This is a genomic window from Rhodococcus sp. 14-1411-2a (genome assembly GCF_002259485.1).
Lineage (GTDB): Bacteria > Actinomycetota > Actinomycetes > Mycobacteriales > Mycobacteriaceae > Rhodococcoides.
Window position 1 is genome coordinate 92,138 of record NZ_NPGA01000018.1, and the last position, 20,958, is coordinate 113,095.

General features: G+C 58.8%; 21 protein-coding genes and 1 pseudogene. 5 read left to right on the forward strand and 17 right to left on the reverse strand.

The window, feature by feature from the left end:
- Positions 1-61: 61 nt before the first annotated feature.
- Genes CH291_RS17855 through CH291_RS17870 form a run of 4 tightly spaced genes read right to left on the reverse strand, consistent with a single transcriptional unit; the run spans position 62 to position 4,058 of the window.
- On the reverse strand, positions 62-1,195 hold the full coding sequence (locus CH291_RS17855) for a serine hydrolase domain-containing protein (protein WP_094688204.1): 1,134 nt from the start codon (positions 1,193-1,195) through the stop codon (positions 62-64).
- Complete coding sequence (locus CH291_RS17860; protein WP_094688205.1) at positions 1,185-1,811, reverse strand: TetR/AcrR family transcriptional regulator; 627 nt, start codon at positions 1,809-1,811, stop codon at positions 1,185-1,187. Before CH291_RS17860 ends, CH291_RS17855 begins: the two co-directional genes overlap by 11 nt.
- On the reverse strand, positions 1,808-3,370 hold the full coding sequence (locus CH291_RS17865) for a class I adenylate-forming enzyme family protein (RefSeq protein WP_094688206.1): 1,563 nt from the start codon (positions 3,368-3,370) through the stop codon (positions 1,808-1,810). Before CH291_RS17865 ends, CH291_RS17860 begins: the two co-directional genes overlap by 4 nt.
- Before the next feature lie 25 nt (positions 3,371-3,395).
- On the reverse strand, positions 3,396-4,058 hold the full coding sequence (locus CH291_RS17870; RefSeq protein ID WP_032383742.1) for a nitroreductase family protein: 663 nt from the start codon (positions 4,056-4,058) through the stop codon (positions 3,396-3,398).
- A 183-nt stretch (positions 4,059-4,241) separates the two neighbouring features.
- Between CH291_RS17870 and CH291_RS17875 the strand changes: the two genes are divergently transcribed.
- Together CH291_RS17875 and CH291_RS17880 are read left to right on the forward strand one after the other, a co-directional pair.
- A complete protein-coding gene (locus CH291_RS17875; protein ID WP_256980890.1) occupies positions 4,242-6,167 on the forward strand; it encodes a flavin-containing monooxygenase in 1,926 nt (641 codons plus the stop codon).
- 126 nt (positions 6,168-6,293) lie between these two features.
- Positions 6,294-6,689: a RidA family protein gene (locus tag CH291_RS17880; protein WP_094688331.1), complete on the forward strand. Its 396-nt coding sequence runs from the start codon at positions 6,294-6,296 to the stop codon at positions 6,687-6,689.
- A 77-nt stretch (positions 6,690-6,766) separates the two neighbouring features.
- On the opposite strand, the gene CH291_RS17885 is transcribed toward CH291_RS17880, so the two are convergent.
- Both CH291_RS17885 and CH291_RS17890 read right to left on the reverse strand, forming a co-directional pair.
- Positions 6,767-7,408, reverse strand: coding sequence for a hypothetical protein (locus tag CH291_RS17885; protein WP_143545939.1), 642 nt, complete (start codon positions 7,406-7,408; stop codon positions 6,767-6,769).
- A gap of 14 nt (positions 7,409-7,422) precedes the next feature.
- The gene (locus tag CH291_RS17890) at positions 7,423-8,091 is read right to left on the reverse strand and encodes a hypothetical protein (RefSeq protein WP_094688332.1); all 669 of its coding nucleotides are present in this window, start codon (positions 8,089-8,091) and stop codon (positions 7,423-7,425) included.
- Positions 8,092-8,353: 262 nt separating this feature from the next.
- Between CH291_RS17890 and CH291_RS17895 the strand changes: the two genes are divergently transcribed.
- Entirely contained in the window at positions 8,354-8,878 is a 525-nt protein-coding gene (locus tag CH291_RS17895) for a hypothetical protein (RefSeq protein ID WP_094688208.1), read from the forward strand.
- Positions 8,879-8,901: 23 nt separating this feature from the next.
- Complete coding sequence (locus CH291_RS17900; protein WP_256980891.1) at positions 8,902-9,417, forward strand: hypothetical protein; 516 nt, start codon at positions 8,902-8,904, stop codon at positions 9,415-9,417.
- A 19-nt stretch (positions 9,418-9,436) separates the two neighbouring features.
- On the opposite strand, the gene CH291_RS17905 is transcribed toward CH291_RS17900, so the two are convergent.
- From CH291_RS17905 to CH291_RS27255, 3 genes and pseudogenes are all read right to left on the reverse strand, one after another.
- The gene (locus CH291_RS17905; protein ID WP_094688209.1) at positions 9,437-9,910 is read right to left on the reverse strand and encodes an ArsR/SmtB family transcription factor; all 474 of its coding nucleotides are present in this window, start codon (positions 9,908-9,910) and stop codon (positions 9,437-9,439) included.
- Positions 9,907-11,013: a serine hydrolase gene (locus CH291_RS17910; RefSeq protein ID WP_094688210.1), complete on the reverse strand. Its 1,107-nt coding sequence runs from the start codon at positions 11,011-11,013 to the stop codon at positions 9,907-9,909. The genes CH291_RS17905 and CH291_RS17910 overlap by 4 nt, the downstream gene beginning before the upstream one ends.
- Positions 11,014-11,098: 85 nt before the next feature.
- Positions 11,099-11,428: pseudogene (locus tag CH291_RS27255) on the reverse strand (transposase); the annotation flags it as partial.
- Between the two features lie 629 nt (positions 11,429-12,057).
- Between CH291_RS27255 and CH291_RS17915 the strand changes: the two are divergent.
- Positions 12,058-13,242 carry a UDP-N-acetylglucosamine 2-epimerase gene (locus tag CH291_RS17915; RefSeq protein ID WP_094688211.1) on the forward strand — a complete coding sequence of 395 codons (1,185 nt, stop codon included), beginning with the start codon at positions 12,058-12,060 and terminating at the stop codon, positions 13,240-13,242.
- On the opposite strand, the gene CH291_RS27425 is transcribed toward CH291_RS17915, so the two are convergent.
- From CH291_RS27425 to CH291_RS27430, 8 genes are all read right to left on the reverse strand, one after another.
- On the reverse strand, positions 13,239-14,039 hold the full coding sequence (locus CH291_RS27425) for a methyltransferase (protein ID WP_094688212.1): 801 nt from the start codon (positions 14,037-14,039) through the stop codon (positions 13,239-13,241). The two genes, CH291_RS17915 and CH291_RS27425, sit on opposite strands and share 4 nt — an antisense overlap.
- Before the next feature lie 4 nt (positions 14,040-14,043).
- Positions 14,044-14,769, reverse strand: coding sequence for a class I SAM-dependent methyltransferase (locus tag CH291_RS17925; protein WP_094688213.1), 726 nt, complete (start codon positions 14,767-14,769; stop codon positions 14,044-14,046).
- Positions 14,762-15,133, reverse strand: coding sequence for a hypothetical protein (locus CH291_RS26570; protein ID WP_143545940.1), 372 nt, complete (start codon positions 15,131-15,133; stop codon positions 14,762-14,764). The genes CH291_RS17925 and CH291_RS26570 overlap by 8 nt, the downstream gene beginning before the upstream one ends.
- 205 nt (positions 15,134-15,338) lie before the next feature.
- Positions 15,339-16,109, reverse strand: coding sequence for an endonuclease/exonuclease/phosphatase family protein (locus CH291_RS17930; protein WP_094688214.1), 771 nt, complete (start codon positions 16,107-16,109; stop codon positions 15,339-15,341).
- Positions 16,081-18,267, reverse strand: coding sequence for a HEAT repeat domain-containing protein (locus CH291_RS17935; RefSeq protein WP_179276592.1), 2,187 nt, complete (start codon positions 18,265-18,267; stop codon positions 16,081-16,083). Before CH291_RS17935 ends, CH291_RS17930 begins: the two co-directional genes overlap by 29 nt.
- Positions 18,268-18,340: 73 nt before the next feature.
- Entirely contained in the window at positions 18,341-19,093 is a 753-nt protein-coding gene (locus CH291_RS17940) for a ChbG/HpnK family deacetylase (RefSeq protein ID WP_179276593.1), read from the reverse strand.
- Between the two features lie 10 nt (positions 19,094-19,103).
- Complete coding sequence (locus CH291_RS17945; protein ID WP_094688217.1) at positions 19,104-19,907, reverse strand: shikimate dehydrogenase family protein; 804 nt, start codon at positions 19,905-19,907, stop codon at positions 19,104-19,106.
- Positions 19,904-20,698, reverse strand: coding sequence for an ROK family protein (locus CH291_RS27430; RefSeq protein ID WP_094688218.1), 795 nt, complete (start codon positions 20,696-20,698; stop codon positions 19,904-19,906). Before CH291_RS27430 ends, CH291_RS17945 begins: the two co-directional genes overlap by 4 nt.
- Positions 20,699-20,958 lie beyond the last annotated feature (260 nt).

Here is a 20,958-nt window from a genome sequence, read left to right on the forward strand (position 1 = left end):
ATCTGTCCAGTAGATCGTGTAAAAAATGGATGATAGTCGTCCACGATCAACCAGACCGCCGTCATGCGAGGGCGTCGTATACCGCCCGCACGTACTGCTCTGCTCGGTCGGAGCCGATGATTCCCGGCCCCATTCGGTTCATGACGTAGGAGATGGTCAGCTTCGACTCCGGGTGCAGAACGGTCAGTGATCCGCCCCAGCCTCCCCAGAAGCAGATCTTGCCGTCGGGGATGTAGGGAATCGATTCGTGCTGTGGGAGGGCAAAACCCAGGCCGAAGCGCAACGGAATGCCCAGGGCCAGATCGACTCCGTTCGATTGCTCCTCGACGATCGAGTCGATTGTCTCCGGCCCCAGCAGTCGTATGCCGTCCACTGTCCCGCCGCGGGAAATGACCGACAGGATTTCCGCGACCGATCGTGCATTGCCGTGCCCGTTCAACGCGCCCATGTCCGCGGCACGCCATGCCGGCGTATTCGCCGACGAGGCCTGCACCAACGGCCCGAGAAAGGTCTTGCGACGCACCATCGTCGGATCGGGCACGGCATCATCTGTCGGCGCGGGTGGCGGAACTACATCGGCGATCCGGGACCGGTCGCCCTGGTCGGCACCGATCTGGAAATCGGCCCCGAGCGGACCGGCGATCTCCTCGGCAACGAACTGCCGCAACGATTTTCCGGTGACGCGGCGGACGACTTCTCCGATCAGGTGCCCCTGACTTGCTGCGTGATACCCCGACGTGGTGCGCGAATCCCACCACGGAGCCTGCGCGGCCAGGCGCGAGGTCGAGAGTTCCCAGTCGTAGAGGTCCTGTTCGCTGAACGGGCGGTCCCAGCCCGATACGCCGGAGGTGTGTGACAACACATGCCGAACTGCGATGTCCTGCTTGCCTGCGGCCGCGAACTCGGGCCAGTAGGTCGCGACCGGTGCATCGGGATCGAGCACTCCGCGGTCGATGAGCATCAGCGCGGCCAGGCACGTGACCATCTTCGTCGTCGACCACACGTTGGTGATCGTGTCCGACTCCCACGGCAGGCGGCGCTCGGTGTCGCGATAGCCGCCCCAGAGGTCGACGGCGGTATGGCCGTCGATGTCGACCACGATGGACGCGCCGAGTTCTGCCCCGCTGTCGAGGTTGGCGGCCAATGCGTCGCGCACCCCCACGAAGCGGGGGTCGCAGTGACCGTCAATTGCCATGTGATGCACCGAGAACGCGGTGAACGGCCAGTTCCACGTAACCGTCGGCGACATCCTCGATGCTCAGCTCGCCGCCGTCGTGGAACCAGTTGCTGATACCGTTGAGCATGTCGGTCAGAGCGAACGACGCCAGCCGCGCATCCGGGACGGTGAATTCACCACTGCGCACTCCAGCGGTGATCACATCGCGGACGCGTCGTTGGTACTGACGGCGGTAATCCTCGATGACAGCGCGGTGCTCGGGGGTCAGCGAGGCGAGCTCGTGCAGACCGACGATGTACTCCACCCGTCGCCGGTTCAGATGCACCAGGTGCGCACGCACCAGAGACGACAGGCGCTCGGTAGGGGTTCCGGCCGCGTCGAGCAGTGGCAGGTTCTCCTCGGCCGGTTCTTGCGTGACCGTCAGGCAGATCGCGAAGAGGATGTCTTCCTTGGACGGGAAGTGGTGGTAGAGGCTGGCACCCTTGATGCCGACGGCGTCGGCGATATCGCGCATACCCACGTTCGAGTAGCCCTCACGCGCAAAGATATTCGCGGCGTTGGCGACGATGTCGTCTCGCCGTTGGCGCGTCCGAAGCTGTCGGGGCAAGGGACTCACATCAGCCGGCTGCGTCATACGGTCTCCTCGACCGCCGCCAACATTCGCAGTTCACGCTTGAGGATCTTGCCCTGCGGATCGACGGGCAGTTCGGCCACGATGTGTACCGACTTGGGTGCCTTGTACGACGCCAACTCGGTGCGGCAGTACTCGATGATGGCGGCCGGGTCGGCGGTCACCCCGTCGCGGGCGATGACGAAAGCAGTTACGGCCTCGGACCAGTACGGGTCGGGAACTCCGACGACGGCTGCACGCAGCACGTCCGGGTGAGTGTGGATGGTGCGTTCTACTTCCTGCGACGACACGTTCATCCCTCCCGACTTGATCATGTCCTTCATCCGATCGTAGAAGAACAAGTTGCCGTCGGTGTCGATGCGCACCATGTCGCCGGTATGTACCCAGCCGTCCCTGAATACCTCGGCGGTGCGCTCGTCGTCCTTGAAGTAGCCGAGCATCACCGATGGGGTGCGACAGAGCAATTCACCGATCTCGCTCTCGTTGCCCGCAGGGTCGACGACCTTGATCTCGAGGTGGGTGACGGGCTTGCCGATCCACGACGCGTCGCCGTCGGGAATGTCGTCGAGTGTCGAGAACCAGCCGACCGAGCCGAGCTGCGAGAGTTCAGACTGTCCCCAGTAGGTACCCCAGATGGCCTCGGGTGCCGCGGCTGCCCAGGCGCTGATCGTGTGCGGTGACACCTGGCCACCGTAGGTGAGGCAGCGCCTGACCTGGCTGACAGCCTCGGGGCCGAACTGCTCGTCACGGGCCAGGGCCAGGTAGAACGTCGGGGTCTGTGCGATGACGGAGATCTTCTCAGCGGCGATGATGCGCAGCGATTGTGCTGGGTCGACCGTCGCGGGCAGCACGAGGGTGGCACCCATCAGCGTGAGGGTCGTCATGGAGCCGAGTCCGGCGATGGTGTGGAAGGGCATGACGAACAGCCAGGTGTCCTCCGGTCCGGTGCGCAGGCCCCAACTCCACGCGGGTGCAGTGGAGATGAGGAAGTTGCGGTGCGGGATCATCACGCCCTTGGGAGCCGCTTCGGTTCCGGAAGTGTAGATGACCATGGCGACGTCGTTCTCGTCCATCTCGACATCCGGCTCGGTGGACGGGGTGTTCGCCGTCAGCGCGGCGTATTCGGTACCGAACGTCACCAGGGTGGTGGCCTCCGGCTTCACCGAGGAGATGATCTCGGCGTAGGCCGGATCGGCTACCACCACAGTCGGTTCCGCGTGTTCGAGTTGGTGCTTCACCTCGGCCGCGCGATACATCACGTTGATGCCGGTGAAGGCCGCACCGGCTTTGAGTGTGCCGTAGTACGCCACCACCACGTCGACGCTGTTGCGAGCCATCGATGCGACGCGGTCACCCGACGTCACGCCGAGATCGACCAGCAGGTTGGCAAACTGGTTTGCGCGAGAATCCAGTTCGCCGTACGTGGTGACCTCGCGGGTGCCGTCCGCCGCGTAGCTGATGAACGCGACCTTGTTCGGCTGCGCCCGCGCATGGCGACGAAGTTGATCGCCGATGGTGGCGCGGCCGATGGGGGAGCGGTGGTGGATGGCAGTACCGGGCACGGAGGACTCCTCGAGGTAAAAACTGTTAAAGGGCAGGGGAGAGTGCAGCGGAGTCGAACATCGGCTGCGAGAACGTCTCTGCCGCAACGATCTGCTCCACCGGATCACGAGTGAGCTTGCGCGGGAACGACTTCTCCGGATAGCCGACGGCGATGTGTGCGGCGGTGATGTAGTCGTCCGGGATGCCGAGCAGTTCGCGAATGGCCGGTTCCTCATGGCACAGCAACGTCGTCACCGCGGTTGCGACGCCCTGATCGCGCAGGCTCAGGCACAGGTTCTGGACCGTCGGGTAGATGGATGCGCCGCCGACGACGGAGAGCCGGCCGAGTTCGTGATCGGTGGGGTGCAGTCCGTCCAGCGCGGCGCAGACCACCACGATGGCGGGTACCTCGGCGAGGTGGCGGGCAAAGTAGTCGGCGTCCTGCACGGTCTTGGGCAATGCGCCGACGGCGACGGTTCCGCCGGTGATGCCGGCGAAGTAGGCGTCCCACATCGGGAGGTAGAGATCGGCGAGGGCCTGCTTGCGGGCGGCGTCGCGTACGACTATCCATCGCACGGGCTGACGGTTGCCGCCCTGCGGGCCGAAGCGGGCGACGTCGAACGCGGCCTTGAAAACCTCGTCGGGAACGGGATCGCTGAGGTACCGCCTGCAGGTGCCGGTGGTGCGCATCGCCTCGGTGAGTTCCATGGGTGTTTCCCTTCGCCTGTCCGCTGTTAGGTAGTGCCCTGAAGCATCGTGTGGCGTGGGCCACATTGTCAAGGGTCAAAAAGCTGTCAATTCCAAGATCGCGAATCCCTTGCGCAAAATTACCTAACCGTGGTTAGTTGAGCTGTCGGAGTCGGATGGAGCAGCGCGCAACAGGAGGTACCGGTGTCCACAGACGCAGCAACGGCAGCGGAAACCGTGGGTCGGATCGATCGAGATCGGCTCTCGCGCGCTCTCACCGCAGCCAACCTGCCCACGCTGGTCGCGGTGCTCTATCAGCTGACCGGAGATCCCACCTGGCTCGCCGATCCGTATCGCCCCACCCGGAGCCGGGGCATGGACAACAACGACACGGGCGGATTCGACGACGCGGTTGCCGCCCGCATCCGCGACGCGGCTCTCGACGCGATCTGTGCGTTCCACGACGGCGCGCCCATGGCGGTGCCCTCCCCGGACTCGGAGCACCTCGTCGAGATGATCAGCGTGGCCGTCGGTGAGCAGGTTCCTCCCGAGTTCGGCGTCATGGTCGCCGAGGACATGGGCTTCACCATCGCGGACACTCCGGTGGCCGCTCCGAACGATCTCTCGGTCATCGTGATCGGTGCCGGCGTCTCCGGAATGCTCGCCGCCATCAAGCTGCGCGAGGCGGGTATCAGTCACGTTGTGCTCGAGAAGAACTCCGACGTGGGCGGCGGCTGGTTCGAGAACACCTACCCCGGTGCCGGCGTCGACACCCCCAGTCACCTGTACTCGTACTCTTTCGCGCCGCGGGCCTGGAGCACGCATTTCGGCAAGCGCGACGAGGTGTGGCAGTACCTCAGCGACGTCGCCTCCGAACACGATCTGCGGCAACGTATTCGCTTCGACACAGAGGTGGCGACCGCCGAGTACGACGCGCAGAGGCAGGGCTGGACCGTCACGACGGTAGACGGCGAGGCGTTGGCCGCCGACGTGGTGATCACCGCGACCGGTCAGCTCAATCGGCCGAAGGTGCCGAAGATTCCCGGGCTCGACGCGTTCGAGGGGCCGATCTTCCATACCGCGAACTGGCCGGCCGATTTGGATCTGACCGGCAAGCGCGTCGCCATCGTCGGAACCGGGGCCAGTGCCATGCAGGTGCTGCCGGCCATCGCGTCGACGGTGGGGCATGCGACGGTCTTTCAGCGATCGCCGCAGTGGGTGTCGTCGAGCGATGTGTACTTCACCGAGATGGGCGACGATGCCAACTACCTGATGGATGTCGTTCCGCTGTACCGGCTCTGGTACCGGACCAGGCTGGCCTGGAACTTCAACGATCGGGTGCACAGCTCGCTGCAGGTCGATCCCGACTGGGAGCATCCGCAGCGCTCGATCAACCCGATGAACGACGCCCATCGACGGGTATTCACTCGCTACATCGAAGCCGAGCTCGAGGGCCGACCCGACCTGATCGAGAAGTCGCTGCCCGATTACCCGCCCTTCGGCAAGCGGATGCTGCTCGACAACGGCTGGTACGCCGCGCTCAAGCGCGACAACGTCACCCTCATCGCCGACGCAGTCTCGTGCATCACCGCTAACTCGGTTGTTGCGCAGGATGGTTCGGAGACCGAGGTTGATGTGGTGATCCTCGCGACGGGCTTCGAGACGCACAAGCTGCTGACGCCGATCGACGTGCGCGGACGATCGGGGGAGTCCATTCGCGATATCTGGGGCCCCGAGGATGCGCACGCGTACCTCGGCATCACTGTTCCGGACTTCCCGAACTTCTTCATCACCTGCGGTCCCGGAACAGTATTGGGCCACGGGGGCAGCTACATCACCATCGCCGAATGCCAGGTGCGCTACATCGTCGATGTGCTGATCGACATGGTGGACAAACGAATCGGGGCCATCGAGTGCAAGGCCGACGTGGAAGCGGAGTACGTCCGCAAACACGATGAGGCGCACGCGAAGATGATCTGGTCGCACGGAGGCATGGACAACTGGTACCGCAACGACGCCGGACGCGTGGTTTCGACTTTGCCATGGCGCATCGTCGACTACTGGGAGATGACGCGCCGGGCCGATCTCGACGACTTCGTCATGGAGGCTCGACTCGACGAGGCTCGCTGATCAGCGGGATGTCCCCTGAAAGCTGTTGGTACCCGAGACCGTTTGACCCATACCGCCGAAGATGTCCGGATTCCGTGCAAGGCTCGACGGTGCACACACCCGAACGATCGAATGGAGCGCGCGTCGATGGAACGAACGGCAGTCAACCCGGTGCGATGGTCGGTGGACATGGGATTCAATCAGGGGGAGGTCGTCTCGGGGCAGGCTCGGACGCTCTATCTCTCCGGCCAGACAGCGACGGGTGATGACGGCTCACCTCAGCACCCCGATGACATGGGCGCGCAGTTATCCCTGTGTCTGGACAACATGGAAGCCGTTCTCGCCGAAGCGAATATGACTTTGGCAAACCTCGTCCGGCTCAACGTCTACGCCACCGATGTCGACGCGTTGCTGCCGCACTACGGAGACTTGGCGGCGCGGCTGGGCGCAGCGGGTGTCAAGCCGACCAGCACCCTGCTCGGGGTCACCCGGCTCGCGATTCCCAGTTTGCTGGTCGAACTCGAGGGCACCGCGGTCGGGTAGATCGACCACTGGGACATGACGAGGCGGGCCGACCCCTCGTCATCGAGGCCGGTCTGGACAGGGCTCGCTGAGCGTGATCAGTTGGACGTCGCCTGCTGCATCGACAACACGAATCCGTGTCCGCCGCCCGCGTCGCAGATCATCGCTTCGACGCGAGAGAAACACGTGAACCCGTTGAACGTGATGGATGTGTTGTATTCCAACGGTTGTGCGTTCTCGACCCCGAATTCGCCTTGGTTGAAGCACGTCGGCGTCACCTTCCCCGGAGTCATGTAGAAGCCCTTGCCGAGTTGGTCGATGGTGAACGACGGGGTGACGCAGTTCGCGCCATCAGGGATCGGAGCATCCGCTGCTTGGCAACCGGACGAGAATTCACTGTCGCCGATCTTGCAATAGATGTTGCCCGACGGCGACTTCCAGCCCACCTGATTGCCGTACGCGCTGTACCTGGCAGGGTCGACGGGGGTGATGGGTGCGGTGTTGTTCGCGGGATCGGCAGCGGTCGGGTTCGATTCCGTCGCCTGTGGTGCTTGTGTCACACCTTCCGCGTTGCCATCGGTGGAGTCGGTCGGCGCGGCAATGGTCACCTGCGGAGGCGCGGGTATCTGTGCGGCAACGCTGGTCGGGGGAGCGGGAGCGGCGGCCGGGGCATCCTGATTTCCGCATGCCGTCAGTACAGCCGTCGCAAGTACTGCGGCGAGCGCGAGTCTGCGAATCATCGTGAACTCCTTCATCAGAATGCGATGTTGACGTCGCGCGAGATCATGAAGCCACGGTCGCCGTCGTAGCAGGTGATGCCGGCCTCGGTGGAGCGACAGAAAGTGCCCGTCACTCCGATGACCTGGCCGTATTCCAAGACTCGAGGGCGTTCAGGTCCGCCGACGAAGATGCCCTGATTGGTGCAGATCTGTTCGACGGTGCCGTCTTCGTTGATCTTCACCCCGTAGGTGTTGTTCTCGGTGTTGAGGCACTCGCGGCCGGTGTTGCCCGGCACCGAGTAGCGGACCTGGCAGCCCACGATCGTCCCGGGCGCATTGGAGGAGTTGAATCCGCAGAACACGTTCCCGCTGGGGGACTGGAAGAAGTACTGTCCTCCGGCTTGCTCGAAGTCGCGTGCATCGACGTTGACATCGTCGCGGTTCGGGGCGGGCGGTACGGCTGGTGTGTCCGCGGCGGTGGGTATTGCTTGTGCTGGGGTGACTACGTCGGGAGCCTGTCCGATTCCGCCTGAGCCGCTACCACCGTCGGAGTCGGAGTATCCGTTTGCCGACGGAGCAGCCGCTGCGCTGGTGGCCGGGGTGTTTGGGTTGCTCTCCGGTTCGCCGGAGCCGCAGGCCGTGGCTGCGAGAGCGGTAGCGGCGATCAGTGCGCTTGTGGCCACGATTGTGCGGACTTGCCTCATTCGATGGTCCTCACCGGTGGCTGCGGAGTGCATCACCTTTAATCATTGAATCGAACGGGCCAAGTGGTCTGTTAACGTCTTTCGTGTCACGACCCAGTCACGAATCGGTATCCGAGCGGTCCTTTTGTCGCCGTGGCTGCGAGGGTGGGTCGAGTAAAGACGCAAGAACCACTTGATGTTTCAGGTTCAACCTGGGGTTCTTGGTTCGATGTCACGAACGGTCAGGTATCTCGTTGTGCGACTTGAGCGAAAGGCGTGCTGTATGCGAAAAACATTGCGGCGAGCGGTCGTATCGATCGCACTGACGATTCCCCTGGTTCTGGGCATCGGCGCGGGAACGGCCGTGGCAGCGCCGCAGACCACGCTGCTCCAGATTCCGGTCGTCACCGGTTTCCAGATCGCACCTGGTGCCGTGCCCGGAGGGTTGTTCCAGACCATTCCGATGAAGGCCACGGTCGGTACCGAGCCGGGTGTTCTGCTGCTGTCCGCGGCGAATATCGCTCCGTACGCCGACCAGTATCCGTACCGAAGTCTCGGTGTGAACTGGCGAAACTGGGACATCGGCTTCCGTGGAAGCGCGGGGCTGCGGCATTGGCAGGACAACCCCAACCCGGGCCCGCCCAACGACCTACCGCCGCTACACAGTGAGCAGTACCCGCGCGAAGTAGCTCTGCACACCGGAAGTGGCTGGGTCGAAATCACCGTGACCCATTACCGCGACTACCACTACGGCGAGCCTTACGCCGACACGCTGATCCCGGGCAAAGGCCTGATCTACGTTCCCTGATCGTCCAACCGAAAGGAAACTCGATGCGGAAATCGATCCGCGGCGGTGTCGCCGCCCTGGCGCTGACCGTCCCCCTGGTCTTCGGCATGGGTGCTGGAACTGCAACCGCTGCTCCGCAGGAGTCGGTACTTCAGGTGCCCGTCGTCACCGGGCCGGAATTCGGCCCGGTAGGCGTTCCTGGTGGACTCATCCAGACCATTCCGATTCGAGCTGTGGTCGGCGAGAACCCGGGTGAGGTGCGTTTCTCAGCAGCCGACATCCGGCCGTACTACTACCAGTTCAACTACCGGCACCTGACGGTCAACTGGCGCAACCTGTCCACCGGTGAGGCGGGCTCCGCCGGCTTGCGGCACTGGAACGATGAGGTCGATCGGACTCAACCTGCCAATCAGGGCGGCTCGCAGGCATATCGCCTGCCCCTCGAGGTGACGGCTCAGACGGGTGCAGGTCCGGTGTTCGTGACCGTCACGCATGACCGAGAGAATCCTGATGCGTCGAACGCCCTCATCCCCGGCTTGGGTGTGCTCTTCGTACCCTGACACGCGGTGTTGTAGGCGGTCAGGTACCCAGATCGCCTGCGATATCGGCGGCGGCGAGCATCGAAACCAGGAGCGGCACAACTCGTTTGGCGGCGATTCGATAGTCTCCGCGGCCGTGTTGCTCGACGATGTTTGCCGAACTCAGCGTTTTGAGGTGGTGATAGATCTGGCCGGACGAGCCGAGTCCCACGGCTGCGAGTAGATCCGCCGCGTTCGCGGGGCCGCGCAGCAGCGTTCGCACGATCTGCAGTCGCACCGGATGTCCAAGAGCTGCAAGCACTTCCGATGCGGTCGGGACTGGTAACTCCACGATGGCGTCGGGGGAGTAGCTGATATCCCAGCGGACGGTGCCGTGCAGATGGACGTCGCCTTGGTAGGCGATCATGCCGCCCGTCGACGGGTTGGCATCGAGCTGTTCGGGAGCGTCGCGTCGTTCCAGCTCGGTGACGCGGGCTTCCAGCTCTGCCAGTCTCGATTCGAACTCTGCGCTCACACCACGCAGGCTATCCGGTCGAGAACCTCGGGCGAGAGCATCGCCTCGACGATGAGTTGCTGCTGTACGCCGAACTGGGTCATGGCCTGATCGAATCTGTCCGCGGGGAGGCCATCGATCAGCCACACTGCCGTGGCGACTGTTCCATCGTTACGGCGCAGCTCGAATCCCTGGGTGAGCACACCGGGGAGGCTGCCACCTTTAAAGCCGATACCGCGGACGCTGTCACCGGCAGGTTGCCATTCCAGTTGGCGCAGAATGGTGTCGGATGCTGCGCCGTAGGTTCCGTCTGTGAAGGCGCGATACATTCCGTTCAGTTCTTCGGCAGAACCGCGGCTGAAACTGCTCTCGACCCGGGCGACCTGGTCCTCGTAGGTCGGCACTTGTACGGACGCCTCGACCTGGGCCCGGAACTGCGGGTCGAACGCCCACTTCTGCGCGGTCTCCCAGGTATCTGCATCGGCGAGTTCGGGATCGAAGATCGAGAGCATGTCGGCCACCATGCTCGGCGCCTCGAAGTTCTCCCATCCTCCCGCTGCTGCGGCGTTGACGAGTGCTTGATCGCCGAGTCGGTATCGGAGGTAGTCGGGCACCGAGTTGTCGCTCTCCTGGATCATGGCCGAGACCATGTCGTCGATGCGAACCGTGGCGTTGGGGTCGGTTGCGTTGGTGCCGGCGTTCGCAATTCCCAATCGGGTCAGGGCCTTCGGATGTGCATTGGCGTCTGTACCGGGTACGTACCAGCGCTCCCAATCCGACAGAGTTACTTTTTCATTGGGGTCGATGGTTCCGTTCGCGACTGCCTGCGCGTAGGCGGCGAGATGAACGACCTTGATCGCGGATGCGAGTACCTGCTGTTGGTCGGCCCGATGTTCGACGGTTCGGCCGCGACCGTCGTCGATGGCGAGGCTGACGGTGTCGGGTGCTTGATCGATCAGCCCGATCCATCCGTCCTCGGTAACGAGGTCGGTGGAAGTGGCAGTAGCGCAGTTCTCCGGCATCGGGGTAGTGGTGGTCGTTGCAGTGGTGTCGGAGTCGGTGGCGCATCCGCCCACCAACAGCGCAGCTACACAAGCTGTCGAGATCCAGGTCGAGCGTCGCATCGGGCTCTCCTAATCTGTTATTCCGTAATTACGGAATAACTGTAGAACGCGACGTGCGGCGCGGCAGCCCCTTGACCGGACTTGGGCCGTTAAGGACAAGGTCGAGGACCAGCGGGTAGGTAATTTTGGATTGACGTCCCGGGAAAGATAGGCGACTGCCCGGCGCATGACCTCTGCTTCTTGCTCAAGGCGCTTGATTCGTGTGCGGGCTTCTCGCAGCTCGGCGGACTTGTCGAGGCCCGCCTTCTTGGCGGTGCCGCGTTCGATGCCGTCGTCACGGTCGACGATTTGAACCAGCGGTGCAGGCAGCCTTCGGAAATTCCGAAGTCCTTCGCGATCTGACTTAGCAGGGCCTGGCCTTTACGTGGGTGGCGATGACGTCGCGGCGAAACTCCTCGGGGATTGCTTTCGGCATGGTGAACATCCTTCCACCGTGAGGAGCGATCCTCACAGATCAGATGTCAACTGAACCGGGGGAAGTCCTTGGATGACCACAACAACCGGCACACGTCCCTGGGCTACCTGACGCCTGTCGAGTATGCTGCCCGATGCACCGACCCGAACCACACCGTGGGCTGCCAGATCGACTGACATCAATCAGAAAGTGACTCTAGAACGAGGTGGTCCGAGTATTGGGGACTTGCCACCACATCTGTCCGTACCTATCGAACTCCAGCCTGTCTAACGCCAACCAAACTAAAAAGGCCACGATCCCGATCGTCAACGCCGTCAGGAGAAATGGCTTCACGGACTCCAATCAGACCTTGAGGCCGACTGAATCGAATCGGCACTATAGTTTTGACCAAACTTGCCGGCCGATTGGCCCGACGATGCCAGCGCGCCCGCTCGAACAATCGTGTCTAGAATCGTTGATCTCAGCGATACGAATAATCTGCCGGCGTATTTCATGCGCAGCGTACTTCGCGACTCTCGTGACCTCTGCCCGAACGACACCTTTGCTATTACTATTCTGAAAACAGGGGGCGTGACTTCAAGGATTGGCCACCGAGCGTCACGTGAGTTACATGAGTGCAGTCTGCTCGGATGAAGTACTCTTCGTACCACACCGTAGTGGAACGCCGAGCAGGAAAGGATTTGATGGACTACATGACCAACGAGCAGGCAATTCAACAGGATGCTCTGAGGGTCTGCGTGGTGTTGGGCACGCGGCCAGAACTAATAAAGATGAGCAGCACTATCCGAGCGATGCGACTTCGTGTCGATGTTGAAACATCAGTCGTCTTCACAGGGCAGCATGACGAATTGATGCGCTCCGCGGCTCAGGATTTGGGGATTGACGCAGACTATCAGATCGCCCCTCTTGATCGTGGTCGATCGCTGACCGATGTCGTTTCGACAATAATTGCAGAACTCGGTACAATTGTAGGACGAACAACTCGATTCGATTGCATAGTAATTCAAGGAGACACCGCCTCAGCTCTTGCTGGGGCGCTTGTCGCGGAACTTACCGACACGCCACTGGTGCACGTTGAAGCAGGCGTACGTTCAAAAAGACGTGACGACCCATTTCCAGAAGAGACCATCCGGAGAATGATCTCTCCGATCTCAGAATTTCATATCGCGTTTACAGAAACGGCAATGAACAATCTTTTGGAAGAAGGAGTCCCCAGAACATCAATCACGATTTCACGGCACCCACTGCGTGACCACATTATAGTAAATGCCCACAATGAATGCTTGTCGAAACCTCCAGAATCACTGCTTATGACAATTCATCGACGAGAACGAAGGCGGGGCAGGCTCGAGACCCTACTGCGCGTCCTTCAGCAGCCCGGCATTGATGCGACAAGAGCGATATTTGTCTGGCACCCTAGCCTCGATGTTGATGTCCGAGAATTTAGGGCGAAGCTAGAGCGGCTTGGCGTCAGGGTCGTTGATCCAATGTCACCTTCGGCGTTTCTACGTGAACTAGTCAAAGCGGCGGTTGTAATCACCGATTCTGCGGGGGTGTCTGAGGAAGCGGAGATGATGGGCATTCCGGTCGTCGCCTTCAGGAAATCGGCTGAGATTCGATTGGAAGGCCTCACCGGTGAGTTCGCCATATCGACTGAAGACCACCTCACCGCCGCTGCGTTCATTTTACAATACCAAGGGTCTATCCGCCCAAAGAGTCCGCACCAGACTGATAACATTCGCGCAGGATCCGAAATTGCCAACATAATAGTGGAACAGGCCAATAAGTACCGGACTATTGGTGTCGTTCATTAATCGACGCGTTTAACAATTCTGACCAAGCAGCAATAGCCGACAGAAGTGCCATTTTGAGATTCGAATTTGTATCCTGACACTGACTCGATATAGGTGCGCAAATATAATCCAAGCGCACTTAGTCTGGTAGGCCGCCTGCGCAGAACTTCAGTTTCCAAACCCAAAGCGCCTGCTAGTTTCAAGATGGGAACATACTGATATCCGGCCACCGACAGTATCAGCTCCCAGTTGTCCCATCCTCTTAACTGATCAAGAATAAGTCGGATAGCGTCCAGGCCGTCACGACCCCCAAAAGATGCACCTAAGAAGCTCGGCGTCTGAACGGGTAGTCCTTCCAACATTGCTGTATTTATCGGAGTATGCGGTGGGGAACTTACAACAACTAACCTCGAATTTGAATTAGAGTCAACGGAGCTAAGCCAATCAGATCGAATGACCTTCACGGATGCAGCCCCGTTGGCTTGGCAGTTTCGACGCGTTACATCAATCGCCACGTCGAAGTTATCGACACACGTGACGTGATGCGCGCCGGCCAAGGCCGCAGTAACTCCAATCGCACCGGATCCGCACCCTAAATCAACTATCGATGTTCTACTCAGGGATCCTGACGTTGCAATCCAATCGGCCAATTCCCATGAGTAGAGGTTCGGACGACTCACATCAGGCACTAACTCAAGTTGGACTTCGAGCGACGTACTCAACCTAAACTTGACGTGTTCGCTGGCTACCTGATATATGCCGCCGGGTTCAGGAAGGGGCGTCAGGGCCGTCGGTGTGAAATCGATAACAATGGACATCGAATCAATCAACTCGTTTCGTGAGTCGAGTAAATTCCCAAATTAAATCATAAAAAAGAATGTCGTTTTTTAATCGAACATTGTAGTTTCTACGTATTTCTCTTGACGAGAACATTAGCTCTATTTCTTTCTTCTCCCGCCGGTTGAGATGCTGGACTGGTCCGAGTATGTCCGCTGTTGATGTGCAGTATGTCACAGAGACGCTCTCGAAGCCTGCCGAACGTGCAATGAGGGCGATCTCGCCCGGAGCAAAAACATGAAGGCGTCCAGGTGACGCCAGTTTAAAATATTCCTGCCAAAATTTTCGATCATTCTCTTTGTTCATCACAATGGATCCAATGCCAACGGATGTACGGCAAACACGGAAGAACTCCGCCATGGCATTTATCAAGTCCAGATAGTGCAATCCCTGCCTGCATGTTATGTGGTCGAATGCGCAATCGACAAATGGCAATGCAGAGCCACTTGCGACCAACCTTTTTTGGATGTGATTAAGCGATACCATTTCGGGGCTTAGGTCAATTGCAGTAAGTGAATGTCCCAGGTCGGTTCCTACCTGCGCGACCGTTCCTGTGCCAGAACACACGTCGAGAACGTCGAGCCCAGAATCAAGACCCGTAAACAGCGGACTGATAAGGTCAACGCTAGTCACCCAGGTACTCTCTAAGTTATAGCCTCCTGCGCGGAGCGAGAACGTTTCACGCGCTTGGTTGTGGCGCTCTTTATTCATCTGATGCCAGCTCCCTGCCAATCGTCTGTAAACGACCAAGCTGACGGTCTAGCTCGTCTCGGACTTGGTTGTAAATGGCCAAATCGTTTATAGAACTATCGACGGTTTGGAGCGTCTGGTGGTTGACAAGTAACGCTGCTTGAATTCGTGCTGACTGAACAGCGGCTGTCGCATCGGTTTCAAAATTGTAGACCGCGAAAGTAAGTTCAAGTCTCGCGAGCCGCTGAGAATCGGGCTGATGGGTGCTCTGCAGCCGCTCGATCAAACCTCGACAAACCGGCAACTCGGCGTCCCGTCTGGCCCGTTGCGAAGCCGTCGATTTTGAGTAACTCTCTAGTTGGTTGAGCGCTGAGATGATTGCCACTGCCGCGGACCGTACGCGATATGCGGACTCCATGGCATCAACGAGTGTCGTTAATTTCCTATCTCTCTCAGCCTCTCGCTGGGCAATCTTGCGATTAGCCCTCTCCGTCCATAGTGATAGCCCAAATCCGATTAGGACCGCCAATACAGTCGCAATTGACTGAGAAATACCAGCCACGATATCTGAACTCAAATTGATCATCAAGTCACTTTCTCGGCCTAATATCCACTGAGACGGCAAAATGGTCGGACGCGTGGATTCCGTCTACTGACGAAAGAACTTCCGGACTGCGGAATTCGATATTTGGACTTACGAAAATGTGGTCAATAGCACGGTCTACAGTCAATGCGGGATCCGCAAAAATATTTTTTGATGAAAATGTATCTGGCGACGGATCGAGAACATGTAAAAGTCCAGTTTGTTTAAGAAATAGTTGCACGGTTCGACTGTCGGCGGTTGTATTCAGGTCGCCGCAGAAAACTACCTGATTTTGCTTATTACCTGTAAGCTCCTTGATTATTGCACCTGCATGTCGGGCCTGCATTTGGCGTAGCTCTTCATCGTCGATACGATAAGCCCAGTGCGTATTGATGACGAACAAGCGTCCGTAGCGCGTAACGAGCAACCCGCGATCCATATCAGATGAAGCGCCGGGCAGGCGTTCGTAAATGGAGTCCGACGCTGCGCGTCGGGAAAGGGTCGCCAATCCCTCGGGCCGTCCCTTCCATTCGCCGGTCTGCGCATAGCTAATGTTAAACCCCCGTAACGCTTCCACCATCGTGAGTTGCAGGCGTGCGGGCTGGACAGGAGATACCTCTTGAAAGCAATATATGTCAGCATTTAGCGATCGCGCTTGAGCGTCAAGTGCCGCCATACGCTGCTTTAACGGTGGGTTGAGGTTCCAGAGATTGAGTGTTACCAGGCGCAGCCAATCGCCGCGCTCGCCTCTAGCTTGAGTCATTTTGTCGCCGTACATAAACCTCTTCGCGAGCCGATACTTGCGTACAGTCACGCGCCTCGAAGATCAACTCGAACTTACACACGGCACTGGATAGCGGCGTCAACCGTGGCAGTACGAAGTCGCATCGAACTGGACCCTCCACCGCGTGGATTGTCTGAGCCTGCCGTGACCCGGCTACTTCACATTCGAGCCGTGCTCGTGTCGCACCACCCGGTGCCATTTCATGAATGTCAGCAATTAGGTTGACTACTGCCGGCGCGTCGGATGGAAACATGTACGGGTTCTGAACCGTCCCGGCTCCGGGTATGTCCTCGGCCAGCACCGTGAGGTCGCCGCGTCCTAGCCCACTGATAGGACAAGCCCTCGCGGGCATGGGCCATGTCGACGTACCGAAGAGGCGGCGAAGTTCACTCGTTAGCGGTGCTAGCCCTCGTTCGCGGTCCGTCCAAGCCAGAGTGGCATTCTCAAGCAACCCGAGAGTCTCCTCGGCCTCGCGATAGGCGTCACTCGCAAGGGCCAAAGGGCCTCGCGCTAGCTGCCCTCGGAATTGCTCAGCGACAACTCGCAGTACATCAGTCAAATTTCTTAAGAGCGCCCGGATTTCTGTCTCGTTCGCAGTGCCCCTCCGCCATGTCGCCTCCAGCGCAATCGTTCCTGCAAGAACTTCTACCAGTCGTTTAGTGCCGACTAGGTAGTCGCGCTCGCGTTCTGAGAGGCGCTTTACGCCTTGGTGCGGTGATGGGGTGGAGCTGTATCGAGCGAAGACCGCTGCTAAACCCCGCACGTGGCGTTCGAGGAGCAGAAGTTGGCCAGGGTCAAACGTGTTTTGCCAGTCACGGATCGCCTCTTGAAGGCCAAGTCTAGCCTCCACGATATCTATTCTGAATAGCACCGCTTGCTTCGCTTGTGAATCATTCGTCTCTATTGCGCGGAGGGTCTCCAATGCGGAGCGGTAATAGGGCAACTCGTCTCCTCCGATTTGCACTTCGGATTCTCCGCGTTCGTACAACGACAGTGCGTCGTAGTAACCTCCTCTCCAATCGTCAAAGAGCTCGGTGAGTTCCGAATATAATTCTTCTGCGACCTCATGCAGCTCGACCAGCGTGGAAAGTTCGGCCAGAAACTCAAGGCCCCAGACCGTCTCTGGTTCACTTAGTTCTGCACGAATCGAAAGTACGAGCCCCGACAAAACCGTTTCACAACGCTGCCGTCGTCTCTCGCTGCATGAGGAAATGACCGAAGACATGGCAAGAGCTGCATAGCCCTTAAGAGCCACCGTGGTTTCTAAGGATTCGATGATGTCGAGAAGCAGGGAGCTGGTGTCATCCTGAACGGATGAAAATCGACTGATTGCCAGACAAGCATATCGCCTCACAGTTTGATCGTCGGCCGTCAATAGGCCTGCCAACATGGGCTCTACCTCGGGCCGGTCGCGTTCATCAATTCGGCGCGAAAGGCCTAGTAGTGCTGCTGCCCTGGTCCATGCGTGTGTGGAGGCTATTCCACTTATCAAAAACGGGACACTGCCTGAAAGGTTAAGGCGGCCGAGAGCGGTCGCGGCGGCCCATCGAACGTGATCAACCTCATCTTGCTTCTCCACCAAGTTGCCCAAGAGACAGAGCGACGATGAAGAGCCGACGTAACCCAAGTTCTCAACGATCGCAATGCGGGTGTCATCGTCGTAGCGATCCAGTCCGAGGGCCTGGAGTAGACGTCGCTCGGTCTGTCGTTGTAGCGACCTCTTACTCTGCGCGACACGCGCGAACGCGCGGATTCCTAGCGCAACCTCTCGGTGCAGAGTGTGGCTCGCGGGATTCTCGAGTAGGTCAAGAAGGTGTCCTAGGTCTGTGTCTGTACGCGATGCCATACACTTTTCAAATACCTCCCACTCGGAACTGTGATCCGCGGTATTCATCAGGCCGGGCACATATTCATTGCGGTGAACACGATTCAGGAGTAGCTCCCGAGTGGAGTTTTCGAGAGCAAAAGTTATGTCAAGTACTGCAACACTACGCGTTGCATTACTTCCGGCGATCCAATACTCAACGTTGCTATTTTCCTCGCGTATTACGAGGTAGCGGAGGTATCCGTCTAGCGTGCCTCCAACAACTTGACCGGTGATTCTGACTGGCCGTGATGTTAGGGGTTCTCGGCCAGACACGCGTACCGTCACTTGCTCATTGTCGTTGAGGCATATTAACCCCAAGCGAGTAAATCGAGCACTTTCCTCCCCGCTAAACGTGACGTCAAACGGCATTTGTACTCGCTATTTTTGTGTTCCGGTCGAGATTGAGCAGTGCCTCAAACTCAAGTGTCCGCTGCACACCGTACAAGCTGAAGCTCTCGAGTCCGGCTGTATTCGCTGCTGGGTGAGTGATGACCTCAGTGAGCCCAACTGTAGAACGCGCTAGAAGAAATTGCTCCTGAAAATACCCCTCTATTTCTTTCAGGGAAGCTGAAGTGGGATGAAGTGCATATTCGTACCGTGCCAGGGTCCCAGTGCGCAGTCTTCTCTGACGGCCGGGCAGTCCAGTTGCTGAGGTTGCAGAATGGTCTATCTTCTCGACCGTGTCTAAGTCGTGGTGTACGCAAATAAACTCAGGGTCATGGCCGACGTAATGAACAAATTGTAGAAATTGCGCGCGAAATTCCAGTTCGATCTCGTCGGCGTGTGCGGATTGCCGAAGACTGCTGGTGTATCTTTTTACTTTTTGCTGTGGCGTCGTGCCGGGGTAATGCATTGGTGCGTGGAAGCGGCCATCCTTGTCAACGAGTGTTGGTATTCGACTTGCGGCTGTCAATGGTTCGCCCGAGGATACGTTGAGATGTAAACCCAGGCGCGTTTTCTTCGGCAAGGATAGCGCGAAACCGGTGATTGATCCGTACGTGGTAAACGCGGCGGCGGCATCTACAATGCCAAGGCTGGCGAGGTGCACGACGCTTTCATCGATACCGTCGCTCGCGCCGATGTCGTCGGCGATCAAACTGAGATGCTTCACTTTGGAGTCCCTAGCTCTCGGGTAGAGCAGCTTCCAGCACTTGAGACATGGCCTCTATTGGTGCAGCTACACCGGTATACAACTCGAATTGTGCAGCGCCTTGATGAAGTAGCATTCGCCAGCCGGGCACCACGGCCAGTCCTCTGTCACGCGCCGCCTGTGTGAGCGATGTTTCTCGGGTTTGGAATATTACGTCGAGCACTCCTCTCGCCTGCTGAAGTAGATCCTGCTTGACAACACCTGGGTCGGGTGTCGCGTTCACCACGAGTGTAAAGTCCGCTGGATTCTGCGTGAGTAGGTCAAGCTCCACGGCCTTGGATAATGAGAGATCTTTAACCAAGGCTTCCGCTTGTTCCAGTCGTCGTGCAGCGATGGTGACTCTCGCGCCGTTTATTGCTAATGCATAGGCAATGGCTCTCGCGACGCCCCCGGCACCGATTACAACTGCTGATTCTACATTCCCTATTCCCGACTCAACGACTGCGCGCCATGCTCCTTGCCAGTCAGTGTTGTGTCCGGAGAGCCTTCCGGCATCGTTGACGACGGTATTGCAAGCGCCAATCGTGTGCACGTCGGCTGAAGCCCAGTCCAAATTGGCAATCACATTCTGCTTATGTGGCATAGATACTCCAAGCCCTCGAATCCCAAGAGCTCGGACCGCGGCGAGCACCGGCTCAATGTCGGTGCTGCCTAGTGCGACGTACTTGTAGTCAAGTCCTAGGCTCTGGTAGCCGGCGTCGTGCATCTTAACGCCAAGTGCGCTCGGATTTGCTGCTACTGACCAGCACAGTGTCGGGACAGTTCGGATCGTCATGCGGTCTCCATGTTCGTCTTTGTGCCAATGAATCGACGGCAACCCTCGTACATGAGGTGCCAGGTATTCGAGTAGAAATCTAGCTGGGGTGGTCTCCAGATAGTTTTGGAGAGTGCAATGTTAATTTCGTTGCGTATAGCCGCATGGCCTGCAAGGTGACCCCCGATCGCCAGATGGTCTGGTGCCAGCGTCACCATCACGGATCGTACAGAGGATGCAATTGGCGTGCTGACGAACTTAGAGACCTGTAGGGTCCTTTCCGTGGAATTCCACCATTCCCCATAACGCTGCTCAAGCCGGAATCCTGCTGTGAATAGGTCAAGGCAATCGGACGCGCCACACTCGCATATTTCGGTACCGGTGATCCCGCAGGCAGTGTGTCCGAACTCCCCTTCGTTCTTGCGTCGTTCCCTCCGGGGATGGTTTCGATCGACGAATGCACCGCCGGCGCGAGTGCCGAAACCGTAGTATGCGAGTGTTCCGTCACCGTCGACACCGAGCGCTTGCGCCTGAACGTCATTTAGCACGAACACCGACGACTTTGTGTATTTCTCGATAGCGGTCGTGAGATTTATTGAGTTGATGGATTTTAAAAAAGAGACCTCAACATATCCTTCACCATCGATGACGCCTGGGCAAGCAATGCACACAATTTGATTCGATGAGCCGATAATCTCTGCGCATATTTCTAGGAGGTCGTTCGTCGACTCGGGAGTTTGCAGCCAACCGCTGGGTTCGTGAGGGTTGGATCCGAACCGGACCTTCGTACCCCCGATATCGATTGCCAGCATCCTTAGCGATATTCAGTAGTTTCGTCGTTCGATCTGGGGTTGGTCTGAAATATCTCAAGCAGATCGTTCAAGGTGTGCGTTGCGTTGAAGCCGTGTCGCCGTGTGTGGCGTGATGTGCAGATTGCCATTGTTTTATCCGGTTCCTGCCAAGTCGAATGACGATCAATTTTGCATTGCGAGTGCGATGTGGTCTGTGATTGCGTCGTATCGGCTCCGCGCCGATTTTTTCCTATGTTGGCTCCCGAATATTTGCAGCGGGG

Bases quoted from the DNA above. Each gene is read 5' to 3' on its own strand.
- CH291_RS17855 (WP_094688204.1), bottom strand. From the start codon at position 1,195: ATGGCAATTGACGGTCACTGCGACCCCCGCTTCGTGGGGGTGCGCGAC.
- CH291_RS17860 (WP_094688205.1), bottom strand. From the start codon at position 1,811: ATGACGCAGCCGGCTGATGTGAGTCCCTTGCCCCGACAGCTTCGGACG.
- CH291_RS17870 (WP_032383742.1), bottom strand. From the start codon at position 4,058: ATGGAACTCACCGAGGCGATGCGCACCACCGGCACCTGCAGGCGGTAC.
- CH291_RS17880 (WP_094688331.1), top strand. From the start codon at position 6,294: ATGGAACGAACGGCAGTCAACCCGGTGCGATGGTCGGTGGACATGGGA.
- CH291_RS17885 (WP_143545939.1), bottom strand. From the start codon at position 7,408: ATGATTCGCAGACTCGCGCTCGCCGCAGTACTTGCGACGGCTGTACTG.
- CH291_RS17890 (WP_094688332.1), bottom strand. From the start codon at position 8,091: ATGAGGCAAGTCCGCACAATCGTGGCCACAAGCGCACTGATCGCCGCT.
- CH291_RS17895 (WP_094688208.1), top strand. From the start codon at position 8,354: ATGCGAAAAACATTGCGGCGAGCGGTCGTATCGATCGCACTGACGATT.
- CH291_RS17900 (WP_256980891.1), top strand. From the start codon at position 8,902: ATGCGGAAATCGATCCGCGGCGGTGTCGCCGCCCTGGCGCTGACCGTC.
- CH291_RS17910 (WP_094688210.1), bottom strand. From the start codon at position 11,013: ATGCGACGCTCGACCTGGATCTCGACAGCTTGTGTAGCTGCGCTGTTG.
- CH291_RS17915 (WP_094688211.1), top strand. From the start codon at position 12,058: ATGAAGTACTCTTCGTACCACACCGTAGTGGAACGCCGAGCAGGAAAG.
- CH291_RS27425 (WP_094688212.1), bottom strand. From the start codon at position 14,039: ATGTCCATTGTTATCGATTTCACACCGACGGCCCTGACGCCCCTTCCT.
- CH291_RS17925 (WP_094688213.1), bottom strand. From the start codon at position 14,769: ATGAATAAAGAGCGCCACAACCAAGCGCGTGAAACGTTCTCGCTCCGC.
- CH291_RS17930 (WP_094688214.1), bottom strand. From the start codon at position 16,109: ATGTACGGCGACAAAATGACTCAAGCTAGAGGCGAGCGCGGCGATTGG.
- CH291_RS17945 (WP_094688217.1), bottom strand. From the start codon at position 19,907: ATGACGATCCGAACTGTCCCGACACTGTGCTGGTCAGTAGCAGCAAAT.
- CH291_RS27430 (WP_094688218.1), bottom strand. From the start codon at position 20,698: ATGCTGGCAATCGATATCGGGGGTACGAAGGTCCGGTTCGGATCCAAC.